Annotated in this window: 8 protein-coding genes, 3 tRNA genes and 3 rRNA genes; 7 read left to right on the forward strand and 7 right to left on the reverse strand. The window is 52.8% G+C overall.

All coding sequences use genetic code 11. The annotated features are described in order from the left end of the window. Positions 1-6: 6 nt before the first annotated feature. From fdnG to metN, 7 genes are all read right to left on the reverse strand, one after another. Complete coding sequence (gene fdnG / locus AB2B48_RS22270; protein ID WP_368300250.1) at positions 7-3,057, reverse strand: formate dehydrogenase-N subunit alpha; 3,051 nt, start codon at positions 3,055-3,057, stop codon at positions 7-9. 245 nt (positions 3,058-3,302) lie between these two features. Continuing rightward, positions 3,303-5,021, reverse strand: a complete 1,719-nt coding sequence (proS, locus tag AB2B48_RS22275; RefSeq protein ID WP_368300251.1) for a proline--tRNA ligase — start codon at positions 5,019-5,021, stop codon at positions 3,303-3,305. Positions 5,022-5,134: 113 nt separating this feature from the next. Continuing rightward, complete coding sequence (gene tsaA / locus AB2B48_RS22280; RefSeq protein WP_368300253.1) at positions 5,135-5,842, reverse strand: tRNA (N6-threonylcarbamoyladenosine(37)-N6)-methyltransferase TrmO; 708 nt, start codon at positions 5,840-5,842, stop codon at positions 5,135-5,137. Beyond that, on the reverse strand, positions 5,839-6,243 hold the full coding sequence (gene rcsF, locus AB2B48_RS22285) for an Rcs stress response system protein RcsF (protein ID WP_185669203.1): 405 nt from the start codon (positions 6,241-6,243) through the stop codon (positions 5,839-5,841). Before rcsF ends, tsaA begins: the two co-directional genes overlap by 4 nt. Before the next feature lie 111 nt (positions 6,244-6,354). Continuing rightward, entirely contained in the window at positions 6,355-7,170 is an 816-nt protein-coding gene (metQ, locus tag AB2B48_RS22290) for a methionine ABC transporter substrate-binding lipoprotein MetQ (RefSeq protein ID WP_368300254.1), read from the reverse strand. 40 nt (positions 7,171-7,210) lie between these two features. Then, positions 7,211-7,864, reverse strand: a complete 654-nt coding sequence (locus AB2B48_RS22295; protein WP_185669202.1) for a methionine ABC transporter permease MetI — start codon at positions 7,862-7,864, stop codon at positions 7,211-7,213. After that, positions 7,857-8,888 carry a methionine ABC transporter ATP-binding protein MetN gene (metN, locus tag AB2B48_RS22300; RefSeq protein WP_220440821.1) on the reverse strand — a complete coding sequence of 344 codons (1,032 nt, stop codon included), beginning with the start codon at positions 8,886-8,888 and terminating at the stop codon, positions 7,857-7,859. Before metN ends, AB2B48_RS22295 begins: the two co-directional genes overlap by 8 nt. A gap of 188 nt (positions 8,889-9,076) precedes the next feature. Here metN and gmhB point away from each other — a divergent pair, with 188 nt between their 5' ends. From gmhB to AB2B48_RS22335, 7 genes are all read left to right on the forward strand, one after another. Beyond that, a complete protein-coding gene (gmhB, locus tag AB2B48_RS22305; RefSeq protein ID WP_333499059.1) occupies positions 9,077-9,640 on the forward strand; it encodes a D-glycero-beta-D-manno-heptose 1,7-bisphosphate 7-phosphatase in 564 nt (187 codons plus the stop codon). A 378-nt stretch (positions 9,641-10,018) separates the two neighbouring features. Continuing rightward, positions 10,019-11,558 (forward strand): 16S ribosomal RNA (locus AB2B48_RS22310). Between the two features lie 69 nt (positions 11,559-11,627). Next, a tRNA-Ile gene (locus AB2B48_RS22315) sits at positions 11,628-11,704 on the forward strand. Between the two features lie 42 nt (positions 11,705-11,746). After that, a tRNA-Ala gene (locus AB2B48_RS22320) sits at positions 11,747-11,822 on the forward strand. A gap of 210 nt (positions 11,823-12,032) precedes the next feature. Beyond that, positions 12,033-14,940 (forward strand): 23S ribosomal RNA (locus AB2B48_RS22325). A gap of 95 nt (positions 14,941-15,035) precedes the next feature. Next, positions 15,036-15,151 (forward strand): 5S ribosomal RNA (gene rrf / locus AB2B48_RS22330). Together the 16S, 23S and 5S rRNA genes with 3 tRNA genes alongside form the textbook arrangement of a ribosomal RNA operon. A gap of 55 nt (positions 15,152-15,206) precedes the next feature. Further along, positions 15,207-15,283, forward strand: a tRNA-Asp gene (locus AB2B48_RS22335). Positions 15,284-15,409 lie beyond the last annotated feature (126 nt).

The raw sequence follows: 15,409 nt of genomic DNA on the forward strand, positions 1-15,409 counted from the left end.
CCTTCCTTACACGCGCTCGATATTGACCAGAAACGCTTTATATTCCGGCGTTTGCGAGTTGGCATCGCCTACCGATGGGGTCAACGTGTTGGCGAGGAAACCCTTACGGGTAGCACCTTCGAATCCCCAGTGGCAAGGAATGCCGATGGTATCTACCGCTCTGCCGTCTATCGTCAGCGTTTGCAGGCGTTTGGTGACTACCGCTTTTGCTTTGATATAACCGCGCTTCGACATCACTTTGACCGTGTCACCTGCCTCAATACCTTTTTGACTCGCCAGCGCTTCACCGATCTCGATGAATTGGTCAGGCTGGGCGATGGCATTCAGCAACGCGTGCTTCGTCCAGTGGCGGAATAATTCGGTAATGGAATACGTGGTGGCGACATAGGGGAAGGCATCTGCTTTGCCCATATTGGCGATATCATCATGATAGATACGCGCCACCGGGCTGGAGATCACATCAGGATGAAGGGGGTTGGTACCAATGGGTGATTCAATCGGTTCGTAGTGTTCCGGGAACGGCCCGTCATTCATTTTGTCAATCGAGAACAGACGTGCGACGCCTTCCTGATTCATGATAAATGGCCCGACGTTGCTGCCCGGTGCGGCCTGGCTGTAATCGGCCACGTCCATGCCCGCCCATTTTTTACCATCCCAATGCATCAGTGCACGTTTGGCGTCCCATGGTTTACCTGACGGGTCTGCGGAGGCGCGATTGTAGAGAATGCGGCGATTCGCTGGCCATGACCACGCCCAGCCCGGTGTACAACCCAGTCCATACGGGTCGCTGTTATCGCGGTTGGCCATTTGGTTGCCTTGTTCCGTCCAACTTCCGCAGTACACCCAACAGAAACTACTGGTTGAGCCGTCATCGCGAAGCTGCGCAAAGCTGCTGAGCTGTTGACCTTTTTTGGCGATAAGTTGCCCTTTGTCGTCATAAAGATCAGCCAGCGCCATGCCGTTACTTTTACGGGCAATTTCTTCCGGGTGTGGATCGTACGGATCTTTATAGTCCCAGCGCATATTCAGCAGCGGTTCGGGATTAGCACCACCTTCCTGCTGATAAAGCTCACGCAAGCGCATATACAATCGACCGAGAATTTTCGCGTCGTGCAGCGCTTCGCCCGGCGGCTCTGCCGCTGCCCAGTGCCACTGTAACCAGCGACCTGAGTTGGCGATAGAACCATCTTCTTCAGCAAAACATGAGGACGGTAGGCGGAAGATTTCAGTCTGGATCGCTTCCGGCTTCACATCATTCATCTCGCCGTGGTGCTGCCAGAAGTTGGAGGACTCGGTCGCCAGCGGATCGATAACCACCATATACTTGAGTTTGGCGAGGGCGCGGGATGATTTATTTTTATCCGGGAACGCCGCCAGAGGGTTGAACCCCTGTACGATGTAACCGTTAATCTTACCTTCCAGCATCAACTCGGCCTGGGTCATCACGTCGTATAGACGATCCCATTTTGGCAGCCAGTCGTAGCCCCAGTTATTCTCCGCCGTGGCATGGTCACCCCAGAAACTTTTCATCATGCTGACGAAGAACTTTGGCGTATTTTGCCAGTAGTTGACTTCATTCACTCCCAGCGCTGGTGGGGTAATTTGAGATATATAGGTCTGGTAGTCCGGCTGTTTCTCCGATGGCAATGGCATATAACCTGGCAGATTCGTCGACAGCAGGCCAAGGTCCGTATACCCCTGAATATTCGAGTGGCCGCGTAGAGCATTAACGCCACCGCCCGCCATGCCGATATTGCCTAAAAGTAGCTGTAGCATGGCGGCGGCGCGGATGATCTGTGCTCCGGCGGAGTGGTGCGTCCAGCCCAATGCGTACAGGATTGTTGCAGTACGGTCAGGTACGCTGGTGCTGGCGAGAATGTCACAGATACGCGTGAAATCCGCCACGGATGTCCCACACAGACGGTTGACCATCTCCGGGGTATAGCGTTCGACGTGGTTTTTGAGCAAATTCCACACGCAGCGTGGGTGGCTTAGCGTTTCATCCCGAAGGGCGTGGCCTTGTTCGTCAAGCTGATAAAACCAGCTTGTCTTATCATACTGACGTTTTTTGTCGTCATAGCCACTGAACAAGCCGTCGTTGAACTGATAATCATCACGGATAATCAGGCTGGCGTTAGTGTAGTGGCGTACGTATTCGTGCTGCACGCGGTTGTTTTCCAGCAGGTAGCGGATCACTCCGAGCAGGAATGCTGTGTCGGAACCGGCGCGAATAGGCGCATACAGATCGGCGACGGCGGCGCTGCGGTTGAAGCGTGGGTCGACCACGACCACGGTAGCATCGTTTTTGGTTTGCGCTTCAATGACCCATTTAAAACCGACTGGATGGGCTTCTGCGGCGTTACCGCCCATAATGAGCACCACGTTGGCGTTTTTAATATCCACCCAGTTGTTGGTCATTGCACCGCGCCCAAAGGTCGGAGCCAGCGCTGAGACGGTTGGCCCGTGGCACAGGCGTGCCTGGCAGTCGATAGCTACCATCCCGAGGCTACGGGTGAATTTACCGTCCAGAATCCCGGTTTCATTACTCGCTGCCGAGGAGCACAGCATACCGGTCGTCGTCCAGCGGTTGACGGTCAAGCCTTGGGCGTTTTTCTCAATAAAGTTAGCGTCACGATCGTCTTTCATTAATCGCGCAATGCGATTAATGGCCTCATCCCAGCTGATACGCTGCCATTTATCTGACCCTGGCGCGCGGTATTCGGGATATTGCAGGCGTGTTTCGCTATGAATGTAATCCAGCACGCCTGCGCCTTTCGGGCATAACGATCCGCGGCTTACCGGATGATCGGGATCGCCTTCAATGTGATAGATGCTTTCTTTAACGTTTTTGGCTGAATCGCCAAGGCTGTACATCAGCATGCCGCAGCCAACTGAGCAGTAAGTACAGTTATTACGCGTCTCTTTGGCTTTTAAGAGTTTGTATTGACGGGTTTCCGCGTGAACGGAAAAAGATGATAAAAATCCGAGAGATGCAACAGTGGTTCCTGCCATACCGCCCGCGCAGATTCGAAAGAACTGCCTCCGGCTGAGCTCCATGTATCCTCCAGCTTAAACTTAAGACATGAAAAGGGATGAAGATTATAAGGTTAATTCCTGCGGGAGACCATTACTCATGTAGGGTTATTGATGGGGAGCAATATTCAGAATGCTATTCATGTTGGAAAAATTGATCGTGGAAGCTTTCTGGACAAACCAGGACGGCATGCGTAGTCGTTCCGGCGGATGGGGATAATAAAAAGCCTCGCGGGATGCGAGGCTTTTTTTGCGGTCAGAAAGCGTTACTAACCTTTAATAGCGCTGACCAGATAATCCACGATGTCGCCGGTTTTAATCAGCTGCTTCTCGCCGTTACGACGGTATTTGTATTCGATATCGTCGTTGTCGAGGTTACGGTCGCCCAGCACGATGGTATGAGGAATACCGATCAGCTCCATATCGGCGAACATCACGCCTGGACGCTCTTTACGGTCGTCCATCAGCACTTCGATACCCTGCGCGCGCAGCTCAGCGTACAGCTTCTCAGCCAGCTCCTGAACGCGGTAGGACTTGTGCATGTTCATTGGCAGAATGGCAACCTGGAACGGCGCAATGGCGTCTGGCCATACGATACCGCGGTCGTCAAAGTTCTGCTCAATAGCAGCGGCAACCACACGAGTCACACCGATACCGTAGCAGCCCATGGTCAGGGTCTGGTTACGGCCGTCTTCGCCCTGTACGGAGGCTTTCATCGCTTCGGAGTACTTGGTACCCAACTGGAAGATGTGGCCCACTTCGATACCGCGTTTAATCAGCAGCGTACCTTTACCGTCTGGGCTTGGGTCACCGGCAACGACGTTACGAATGTCAGCGACTTCTGGCGTCGCAACGTCGCGATCCCAGTTGATACCGAAGTAGTGTTTACCGTCGATGTTAGCGCCAGCCGCGAAATCGCTCATCACGGCAACGGTACGGTCGATAATGACCGGAATCGGCATGTTGATTGGGCCGAGAGAGCCTGGACCGGCTTTCACCAGTGCACGAATCTCTTCTTCTGTGGCGAAGGTCAGCGGGCTGGCTACCTGTGGCAGTTTTTCCGCTTTCACTTCGTTCAGTTCGTGATCGCCGCGAACCAGCAGGGCAACCAGCGGAGACTTGCTGCCTTCAACTGCTTTCACCAGCAGCGTTTTCACGGTCTTCTCGATTGGCAGATTGAACTGCTCAACCAGCTCAGCGATGGTTTTCGCGTTTGGCGTATCGACCAGGGTCATTTCCTGGGTAGCCGCTGCGCGAGGTTCTTTCGGTGCCACGGCTTCAGCAAACTCGATGTTTGCCGCGAAGTCGGAAGAGTCAGAGAAGATCACATCGTCTTCGCCGCTCTGCGCCAGTACCTGGAATTCGTGGGAAGCGCTGCCGCCAATAGAACCGGTATCAGCCTGTACTGCACGGAAATCCAGACCCATACGGCTGAAGATCTTGCTGTAGGCCGCATACATCGCGTCGTAGGTTTCCTGCAGGGATTCCTGAGAGGTATGGAAAGAGTAAGCATCTTTCATCAGGAACTCGCGGGAACGCATCACGCCAAAGCGTGGACGCACTTCGTCACGGAATTTGGTCTGGATCTGATAGAAGTTCAGCGGCAGCTGTTTGTAAGAGCTCAGCTCGTTACGAATCAGGTCGGTGATAACTTCTTCGTGGGTTGGACCCAGTACGAATGAACGATCGCCACGGTCTGCAATACGCAGAAGTTCCGGGCCGTACTGTTCCCAACGGCCGCTCTCTTCCCACAGTTCAGAAGGCTGAACTACCGGCATTAACACCTCGATCGCACCGGCGTTGTTCATCTCTTCACGCACGATGTTTTCGACTTTTTTCAGGACGCGCACGCCGGTCGGCAGCCAGGTGTATAACCCGGAGGCCAGCTTGCGGATCATCCCGGCGCGCAGCATCAGCTGGTGGCTGATAACCTCGGCGTCGGCAGGTGTCTCCTTCAGAGTGGAGAGCAGGTATTGGCTAGTACGCATGTTGTTACGGTTCCAGTTGAACGATCGAACAGGCTCAAGTCGAGCCTGGCACAAAAACAAAAGTGATTTAGTTTACCAGCGAGAAAGGGATGTCAAAAGAGAGCGCGGCGAAATTACCGGGCTTCCAGGGCAAAGACCTCAAATCCTGACGGTGTTACGCGCCAGCGGACGTTAAAGTCCAGCAGCCAGACGGCGTAGGTTTTTCCCTCTTCCTCGTTCTTACGATAGGCCGGACGCGGGTCCTGGGCCAGCACTTCGGCAATAAAACGACGTAAATGCGGATAGCGTTTTTCCAGACCGATAAGCTGCTGGGCAATCTCATCGCTGAAAGTGACCTCAACATCGGCCTGCGGCGCATCCTGAGCGTAGCTGGCGCGCGCGTCAGGAAGCGACTCGGCGAACGGCAGGTAGGGTTTAATATCGACTACCGGTGTACCGTCCACTAAATCGAGCCCGCCGAGTTCAAGAATCACGTGTTCTTTCTGGCAGCGAACGCTGCGCAGCTCAACCAGCGACATTCCGATAGGGTTCGGACGGAAGGTTGAGCGGGTGGCGAATACACCCATCCGTGCATTTCCGCCGAGGCGAGGCGGTCGTACCGTGGGGCGCCAGCCGCCTTCCATCGTCTGATGGAAAACGAACAGCACCCACAGATGGCTGAACGCTTCCAGGCCGCGTACGGCATCGGCCTGGTTGTAGGGGGGCAGCAGGTGCAGCTCACCGCTGCAGCTTTTGACCAGCCCCGGCTGGCGAGGTACGGCAAACTTCTCTTTATAAGGAGAACGGATAACGCCTATTTGTTCAAAAACGAATGGGCTCATTGTGCGCTGACGTTAAGGGCTGAACCGACGCATACTGCCTGACGGTAGCAGCCAGGCGCACCGCTGGTGACTTCGCAGCTGTGCAGCAGCACCGCATTGGCTTTCATTTTAGAGGCGTTAATCTGCATGCGTTTGCGTGCAGTTGGAATATTCGGTGGTGAATCCTGATTAGTGGCCTGGCATGAATCACCGGAGACTTCGCCCAGATCGCGGAATGGTTTACCGACCAGATCTTCAGCGTTGGTGATAATTCTCACCGGCGTAGCGCGGGGCGCTTTAGGTTTCGCGGTCTCCGTTTTTGCGGGGGTCGCAGTGCTTTGAATAGGTTCAACAGGAGATCTGTTTAGCATGGAACAGCCACCTAACAGGAGCGCTAATAAACAGACCGGTAAAGCACGCATAGTAATTCCTCTATAAAGGGTAGACCAGAGGGGCTATTGAATCAGGTGCTTGCATAAATGACAAGACGGGCATGCGCCCGTCTTGAAAGATACTGCTTAGCGGTAATGCGATTACCAGCCTTTAACAGCGCCGCCGTTAAAGATTTTGTTCGCTGCTTCGTACACTTCGTCAGACTGGTAAGCCTGAACGAATTTCTTCACGTTTTCAGCGTCTTTGTTATCTTCGCGGGTCACGATCAGGTTCACGTACGGAGAGTCTTTACCTTCAACGAAGATACCGTCTTTCGCCGGGGTCAGGTTGATCTGGCTGGCGTAAGTGGTGTTGATAACGGCCAGAGCAATTTGCGCATCGTCCAGGGAACGTGGCAGCTGTGGTGCTTCCAGCTCAACAATCTTCAGGTTTTTCGGGTTCTCGGTGATGTCCAGTGCGGTTGGCAGCAGACCCACGTCATCTTTCAGTTTGATCAGGCCCACTTGCTGCAGCAGCAGCAGGGAGCGGCCGAGGTTAGTCGGGTCGTTTGGCACTGCAATCTGGGAGCCCGACTGCAGTTCGTCCAGCGATTTGATTTTCTTGGAGTAGCCTGCAATTGGGTAAACGAAGGTATTACCAACGGAAACCAATTTGTAGCCACGATCTTTGATCTGCTGATCCAGGTATGGTTTGTGCTGGAAGGCGTTGGCGTCGATGTCGCCTTTGCTCAGTGCTTCGTTTGGCAGAACGTAATCGTTGAAGGTAACCAGTTCAACGTCCAGGCCATATTTTTCTTTCGCGACTTTCTGCGCAACTTCAGCAACCTGCTGTTCTGCACCGACGATCACGCCGACTTTAATGTGGTTTGGATCTTTCTCGTCCTGGCCGCAACCAACAAGTGCCAGAGAACCAATCAGGGCTCCAACTGCCGCAAAGGTTTTAAAATTGAACGCCATGCTTATATCCTTAAACTTTTGAGTTGTGTTGTGTGTAACGCTATTTATGAGTGACTGCCCGAACGATACGATCGCCAGATACTTGAATTAAATAAACCAGAACGACCAGCAATACCAGTACTGTATTCATCACTACAGCATTATATCCAATGTAGCCATACTGATAGCCAATCTGGCCCAGACCGCCGGCACCGACAGCACCGCCCATCGCGGAGTAGCCAACCAGCGTAATCAGCGTGATGGTTGCCGCGTTGACCAGGCCTGGCAGCGCTTCTGGCAGCAGGACTTTACGCACGATCTGCATCGGCGTGGCGCCCATTGCGCGGGAAGCTTCAATCAGCCCGGTCGGGATTTCCAGCAGGGCGTTTTCTACCATACGTGCAATAAACGGTGCTGCACCGACCGTCAGCGGAACGATCGCGGCCTGCAGGCCGATAGAGGTACCGACAATAATGCGGGTAAATGGAATCATCCATACCAGCAGGATAATGAACGGGATGGAACGGAAGATATTCACCAGCGCAGAGAGAATGCGGTAGAGCTTGCCGTTCTCAATGATTTGCCCCGGACGCGTGGTATATAAAAGCACACCGACCGGCAGACCAATCACGAAGCCGAAAAAGCCCGACACGAATGTCATCGCCAGCGTTTCCCAGACGCCGCGCGCCAGTAACCACATCATGGCCTCAGACATAACCCAGTACCTCTACTTTTACATGGTGTTGCTGCAGCCAGGCGATGGCTGCTTGCGTATCTTCAGGCGTGCCGTGCATTTCCGTCAGCATAATGCCGAACTTCACGCCGCCCGCGTAATCCATCTGCGCGCTAATAATGTTGTTGTTCACGTTAAAGCGACGTGCGGTTTCCGACAGCAGCGGAGCATCAACCGAATGGCCGGTAAACTCCATGCGCAGCATCGGTACGCTATCGGCAGTCTGTGCTTCTTTCAGACGCGCCTGGTAATCTTCTGGAATATCCAGATGCAGCGTGGACTGAATAAACTGCTGTGCCAGCGGGGTCTTCGGATGAGAGAAGACTTCGCTCACCGTATCCTGCTCAATAAGCTCGCCGTTGCTGATAACCGCTACACAGTCGCAGATGCGCTTTACCACATCCATTTCGTGGGTGATGAGCAGAATCGTCAGGCCCAGGCGACGGTTAATGTCTTTCAGCAGCTCCAGGATGGAGCGAGTGGTTGCCGGATCCAGCGCGCTGGTGGCTTCATCACACAGCAGAACCTTCGGGTTGCTGGCCAGCGCACGGGCAATCGCCACGCGCTGTTTTTGCCCACCGGACAGGTTAGCCGGGTAGCTATCATGCTTGTCGCCCAGACCGACGAGGTCCAGCAGCTCAGTGACGCGACGTTTTACTTCATCTTTAGGCGTGTTATCGAGTTCCAGCGGCAGCGCAACGTTGCCAAACACCGTGCGTGAAGAGAGCAGGTTAAAGTGCTGGAAGATCATGCCAATCTGGCGACGCGCTTTGGTCAGCGCCGCTTCGGACAGTGCGGTAAGTTCCTGGCCGCCAACCTGAACGCTGCCTTCCGTCGGGCGTTCAAGCAGGTTGACGCAGCGAATCAGCGTACTTTTACCTGCACCGGATGCGCCAATGACGCCATAAATTTGTCCCGCAGGCACGTGCAGGCTAACGTTGTTCAGCGCCTGAATGGTGCGGTGGCCCTGCTGGAACACCTTGGTGATATTCGAAAGTTTAATCATTAGATTATTTATTATCGGTTAGGAGTTATCCGTGGCATTTTCTTCTGCCAGAGACGGGCGATGACCGTCAACAAAACGGATGTTAAGGCATCTAGACGGCTAAATCAATCTGATTTATGCGATCGACGCTTTCTTGCCTGTCGAAACATGCGATACTAAGAATACATGCCTTATTCAGGAGCAACACGGTGGCAAAGTCTGTACCCGCTATTTTTCTCGATCGTGACGGCACGATTAATGTCGATCATGGCTACGTTCATGAAATCGATGAATTTGAGTTTATTGATGGCGTTATCGACGCCATGCGCGAATTAAAAGAGATGGGCTATGCGCTGGTGCTGGTCACTAACCAGTCCGGTATCGCTCGCGGGAAGTTTACCGAAGCGCAGTTTGAAACGCTGACGGAATGGATGGACTGGTCTCTTGCAGACCGTGGTGTCGATCTGGACGGCATCTACTATTGCCCGCATCACCCGCAGGGAACAGTAGAAGAGTACCGCCAGGTGTGTGATTGCCGTAAACCGCATCCAGGGATGTTTAAATCCGCGCAGGAGTTTCTGCACATTGATATGGCTTCTTCTTATATGGTCGGTGACAAAGTAGAAGACATGCAGGCAGCTACTGCGGCGAACGTGGGTACTAAAGTGCTGGTGCGTACGGGGAAACCTGTCACCGAAGAAGCGGAAAAAGCCGCGGATTGGGTGATTAATAGCCTTGCAGACCTGCCTGCAGCTATCAAGAAGCAGAAATAAGCGGCAAAAAGGCGAAAAGGTGAGCGGTTGAAAGAAAAATGCATTTTTCCTCTTGTCAGCCCGAATTAACTCCCTATAATGCGGCCCCACTGAGACGGAACAACGGCAAACAAGCCGCCGGGTCAGCGAGATTCTCCTGAGAATCTCAACAGAGAAAAGCGAAATTAAACGCTTGACTCTGAAAGAGGAAAGCGTAATATACGCCACCTCGCAACAGTGAGCGAAAGCCGTGTTGCACTGCTCTTTAACAATTTATCAGACAATCTGTGTGGGCACTCGAAGATACGGATTCTTAACGTCGCAAGACGATAAATGAATACCAAGTCTCTGAGTGAACACGTAATTCATTACGAAGTTTAATTCACGAGCATCAAACTTAAATTGAAGAGTTTGATCATGGCTCAGATTGAACGCTGGCGGCAGGCCTAACACATGCAAGTCGAACGGTAGCACAGAGAGCTTGCTCTTGGGTGACGAGTGGCGGACGGGTGAGTAATGTCTGGGAAACTGCCCGATGGAGGGGGATAACTACTGGAAACGGTAGCTAATACCGCATAACGTCGCAAGACCAAAGTGGGGGACCTTCGGGCCTCACACCATCGGATGTGCCCAGATGGGATTAGCTAGTTGGTGAGGTAATGGCTCACCAAGGCGACGATCCCTAGCTGGTCTGAGAGGATGACCAGCCACACTGGAACTGAGACACGGTCCAGACTCCTACGGGAGGCAGCAGTGGGGAATATTGCACAATGGGCGCAAGCCTGATGCAGCCATGCCGCGTGTATGAAGAAGGCCTTCGGGTTGTAAAGTACTTTCAGCGAGGAGGAAGGCATTAAGGTTAATAACCTTAGTGATTGACGTTACTCGCAGAAGAAGCACCGGCTAACTCCGTGCCAGCAGCCGCGGTAATACGGAGGGTGCAAGCGTTAATCGGAATTACTGGGCGTAAAGCGCACGCAGGCGGTCTGTCAAGTCGGATGTGAAATCCCCGGGCTCAACCTGGGAACTGCATTCGAAACTGGCAGGCTAGAGTCTTGTAGAGGGGGGTAGAATTCCAGGTGTAGCGGTGAAATGCGTAGAGATCTGGAGGAATACCGGTGGCGAAGGCGGCCCCCTGGACAAAGACTGACGCTCAGGTGCGAAAGCGTGGGGAGCAAACAGGATTAGATACCCTGGTAGTCCACGCCGTAAACGATGTCTATTTGAAGGTTGTTCCCTTGAGGAGTGGCTTTCGGAGCTAACGCGTTAAATAGACCGCCTGGGGAGTACGGCCGCAAGGTTAAAACTCAAATGAATTGACGGGGGCCCGCACAAGCGGTGGAGCATGTGGTTTAATTCGATGCAACGCGAAGAACCTTACCTACTCTTGACATCCAGAGAACTTAGCAGAGATGCTTTGGTGCCTTCGGGAACTCTGAGACAGGTGCTGCATGGCTGTCGTCAGCTCGTGTTGTGAAATGTTGGGTTAAGTCCCGCAACGAGCGCAACCCTTATCCTTTGTTGCCAGCGGTTCGGCCGGGAACTCAAAGGAGACTGCCAGTGATAAACTGGAGGAAGGTGGGGATGACGTCAAGTCATCATGGCCCTTACGAGTAGGGCTACACACGTGCTACAATGGCATATACAAAGAGAAGCGACCTCGCGAGAGCAAGCGGACCTCATAAAGTATGTCGTAGTCCGGATTGGAGTCTGCAACTCGACTCCATGAAGTCGGAATCGCTAGTAATCGTAGATCAGAATGCTACGGTGAATACGTTCCCGGGCCTTGTACACACCGCCCGTCACACCATGGGAGTGGGTTGCAAAAGAAGTAGGTAGCTTAACCTTCGGGAGGGCGCTTACCACTTTGTGATTCATGACTGGGGTGAAGTCGTAACAAGGTAACCGTAGGGGAACCTGCGGTTGGATCACCTCCTTACCTTAAAGAAGCGTTCTTTGAAGTGCTCACACAGATTGTCTGATGAAAATTAGCAGTAAAAATCTCTGCAGGCTTGTAGCTCAGGTGGTTAGAGCGCACCCCTGATAAGGGTGAGGTCGGTGGTTCAAGTCCACTCAGGCCTACCAAATTCGCAAGAATTGTCGGTACAGAGATTAGCATTTTGCGATGGGGTTATAGCTCAGCTGGGAGAGCGCCTGCCTTGCACGCAGGAGGTCTGCGGTTCGATCCCGCATAGCTCCACCATCCTTTACTGCAACAAACCCAAGAAAACTTCAGAGTGTACCTGAAAAGGTTCACTGCGAAGTTTTGCTCTTTAAAAATCTGGATCAAGCTGAAAATTGAAACAGCACACTGAACTCTGTTCTCCGTAATAAGAACAGACTGAGGTGTGTTTGAGTCTCTCAAATTTTTGCAGCACGATGATGAATCGAAAGAAACATCTTCGGGTTGTGAGGTTAAGCGACTAAGCGTACACGGTGGATGCCCTGGCAGTCAGAGGCGATGAAGGACGTGCTAATCTGCGATAAGCGTCGGTAAGGTGATATGAACCGTTATAACCGACGATTTCCGAATGGGGAAACCCAGTGTGTTTCGACACACTATCATTACGTGAATACATAGCGTAATGAAGCGAACCGGGGGAACTGAAACATCTAAGTACCCCGAGGAAAAGAAATCAACCGAGATTCCCCCAGTAGCGGCGAGCGAACGGGGAGCAGCCCAGAGCCTGAATCAGCATGTGTGATAGTGGAACGGTATGGAAAGGCCGGCGATACAGGGTGATAGCCCCGTACACAAAATTGCATGTGTTGTGAGCTCGATGAGTAGGGCGGGACACGTGGTATCCTGTCTGAATATGGGGGGACCATCCTCCAAGGCTAAATACTCCTGACTGACCGATAGTGAACCAGTACCGTGAGGGAAAGGCGAAAAGAACCCCGGCGAGGGGAGTGAAAAAGAACCTGAAACCGTGTACGTACAAGCAGTGGGAGCATCCTTCGGGGTGTGACTGCGTACCTTTTGTATAATGGGTCAGCGACTTATATTCTGTAGCAAGGTTAACCGAATAGGGGAGCCGCAGGGAAACCGAGTCTTAACTGGGCGTTAAGTTGCAGGGTATAGACCCGAAACCCGGTGATCTAGCCATGGGCAGGTTGAAGGTTGGGTAACACTAACTGGAGGACCGAACCGACTAATGTTGAAAAATTAGCGGATGACTTGTGGCTGGGGGTGAAAGGCCAATCAAACCGGGAGATAGCTGGTTCTCCCCGAAAGCTATTTAGGTAGCGCCTCGTGAACTCATCTTCGGGGGTAGAGCACTGTTTCGGCTAGGGGGTCATCCCGACTTACCAACCCGATGCAAACTACGAATACCGAAGAATGTTATCACGGGAGACACACGGCGGGTGCTAACGTCCGTCGTGAAGAGGGAAACAACCCAGACCGCCAGCTAAGGTCCCAAAGTCACAGTTAAGTGGGAAACGATGTGGGAAGGCTCAGACAGCCAGGATGTTGGCTTAGAAGCAGCCATCATTTAAAGAAAGCGTAATAGCTCACTGGTCGAGTCGGCCTGCGCGGAAGATGTAACGGGGCTAAACTGTGCACCGAAGCTGCGGCAGCGACACTATGTGTTGTTGGGTAGGGGAGCGTTCTGTAAGCCTGCGAAGGTGTCTCGTGAGGGATGCTGGAGGTATCAGAAGTGCGAATGCTGACATAAGTAACGATAATGCGGGTGAAAAACCCGCACGCCGGAAGACCAAGGGTTCCTGTCCAACGTTAATCGGGGCAGGGTGAGTCGACCCCTAAGGCGAGGCCGAAAGGCGTAGTCGATGGGAAACAGGTTAATATTCCTGTACTTGGTGTTACTGCGAAGGGGGGACGGAGAAGGCTATGTTAGCCGGGCGACGGTTGTCCCGGTTTAAGCATGTAGGCGGGAAGTTTAGGTAAATCCGGACTTCTTTTAACGCTGAGGTGTGATGACGAGGCACTACGGTGCTGAAGTAACAAATGCCCTGCTTCCAGGAAAAGCCTCTAAGCATCAGGTAACATCAAATCGTACCCCAAACCGACACAGGTGGTCAGGTAGAGAATACCAAGGCGCTTGAGAGAACTCGGGTGAAGGAACTAGGCAAAATGGTGCCGTAACTTCGGGAGAAGGCACGCTGATATGTAGGTGAAGTGGTTTACCCATGGAGCTGAAATCAGTCGAAGATACCAGCTGGCTGCAACTGTTTATTAAAAACACAGCACTGTGCAAACACGAAAGTGGACGTATACGGTGTGACGCCTGCCCGGTGCCGGAAGGTTAATTGATGGGGTTAGCGGCAACGCGAAGCTCTTGATCGAAGCCCCGGTAAACGGCGGCCGTAACTATAACGGTCCTAAGGTAGCGAAATTCCTTGTCGGGTAAGTTCCGACCTGCACGAATGGCGTAATGATGGCCAGGCTGTCTCCACCCGAGACTCAGTGAAATTGAACTCGCTGTGAAGATGCAGTGTACCCGCGGCAAGACGGAAAGACCCCGTGAACCTTTACTATAGCTTGACACTGAACACTGGTCCTTGATGTGTAGGATAGGTGGGAGGCTTTGAAGTGTGGACGCCAGTTCGCATGGAGCCAACCTTGAAATACCACCCTTTAATGGCTGGTGTTCTAACGTAGACCCGTAATCCGGGTTGCGGACAGTGTCTGGTGGGTAGTTTGACTGGGGCGGTCTCCTCCTAAAGAGTAACGGAGGAGCACGAAGGTTAGCTAATCCTGGTCGGACATCAGGAGGTTAGTGCAAAGGCATAAGCTAGCTTGACTGCGAGAGTGACGGCTCGAGCAGGTGCGAAAGCAGGTCTTAGTGATCCGGTGGTTCTGTATGGAAGGGCCATCGCTCAACGGATAAAAGGTACTCCGGGGATAACAGGCTGATACCGCCCAAGAGTTCATATCGACGGCGGTGTTTGGCACCTCGATGTCGGCTCATCACATCCTGGGGCTGAAGTAGGTCCCAAGGGTATGGCTGTTCGCCATTTAAAGTGGTACGCGAGCTGGGTTTAGAACGTCGTGAGACAGTTCGGTCCCTATCTGCCGTGGGCGCTGGAGAATTGAGGGGGGCTGCTCCTAGTACGAGAGGACCGGAGTGGACGCATCACTGGTGTTCGGGTTGTCATGCCAATGGCATTGCCCGGTAGCTAAATGCGGAAAAGATAAGTGCTGAAAGCATCTAAGCACGAAACTTGCCCCAAGATGAGTTCTCCCTGACTCCTTGAGAGTCCTGAAGGAACGTTGAAGACGACGACGTTGATAGGCTGGGTGTGTAAGCGTAGCGATACGTTGAGCTAACCAGTACTAATGAACCGTGAGGCTTAACCTTACAACGCCGAAGATGTTTTGGCGAAGAGACATCGATTATCAGCTTGATTACAGATTACATCAGAACGCGAAAAGCGGTCTGATAAACAGAATTTGCCTGGCGGCTGTAGCGCGGTGGTCCCACCTGACCCCATGCCGAACTCAGAAGTGAAACGCCGTAGCGCCGATGGTAGTGTGGGGTCTCCCCATGCGAGAGTAGGGAACTGCCAGGCATCAAATTGCAGTAAACCGGGATGAATAATCCGGGTAGTGACAAAGAAATTCGGTGGAGCGGTAGTTCAGTCGGTTAGAATACCTGCCTGTCACGCAGGGGGTCGCGGGTTCGAGTCCCGTCCGTTCCGCCACTTATTAAGAGCCCTGAGCATATTTGCTCAGGGCTTTTTCTTTGCTTGTTGTTTAATTATTGCTGTTTTAGCAAAAATCCTCTGCGTTTCACGATCTTTTTCTCGATCCTCTCACTCGTCATAATG

This window comes from Kluyvera sichuanensis (assembly GCF_040930405.1).
In the GTDB taxonomy this organism is placed as follows: domain Bacteria; phylum Pseudomonadota; class Gammaproteobacteria; order Enterobacterales; family Enterobacteriaceae; genus Kluyvera; species Kluyvera sichuanensis.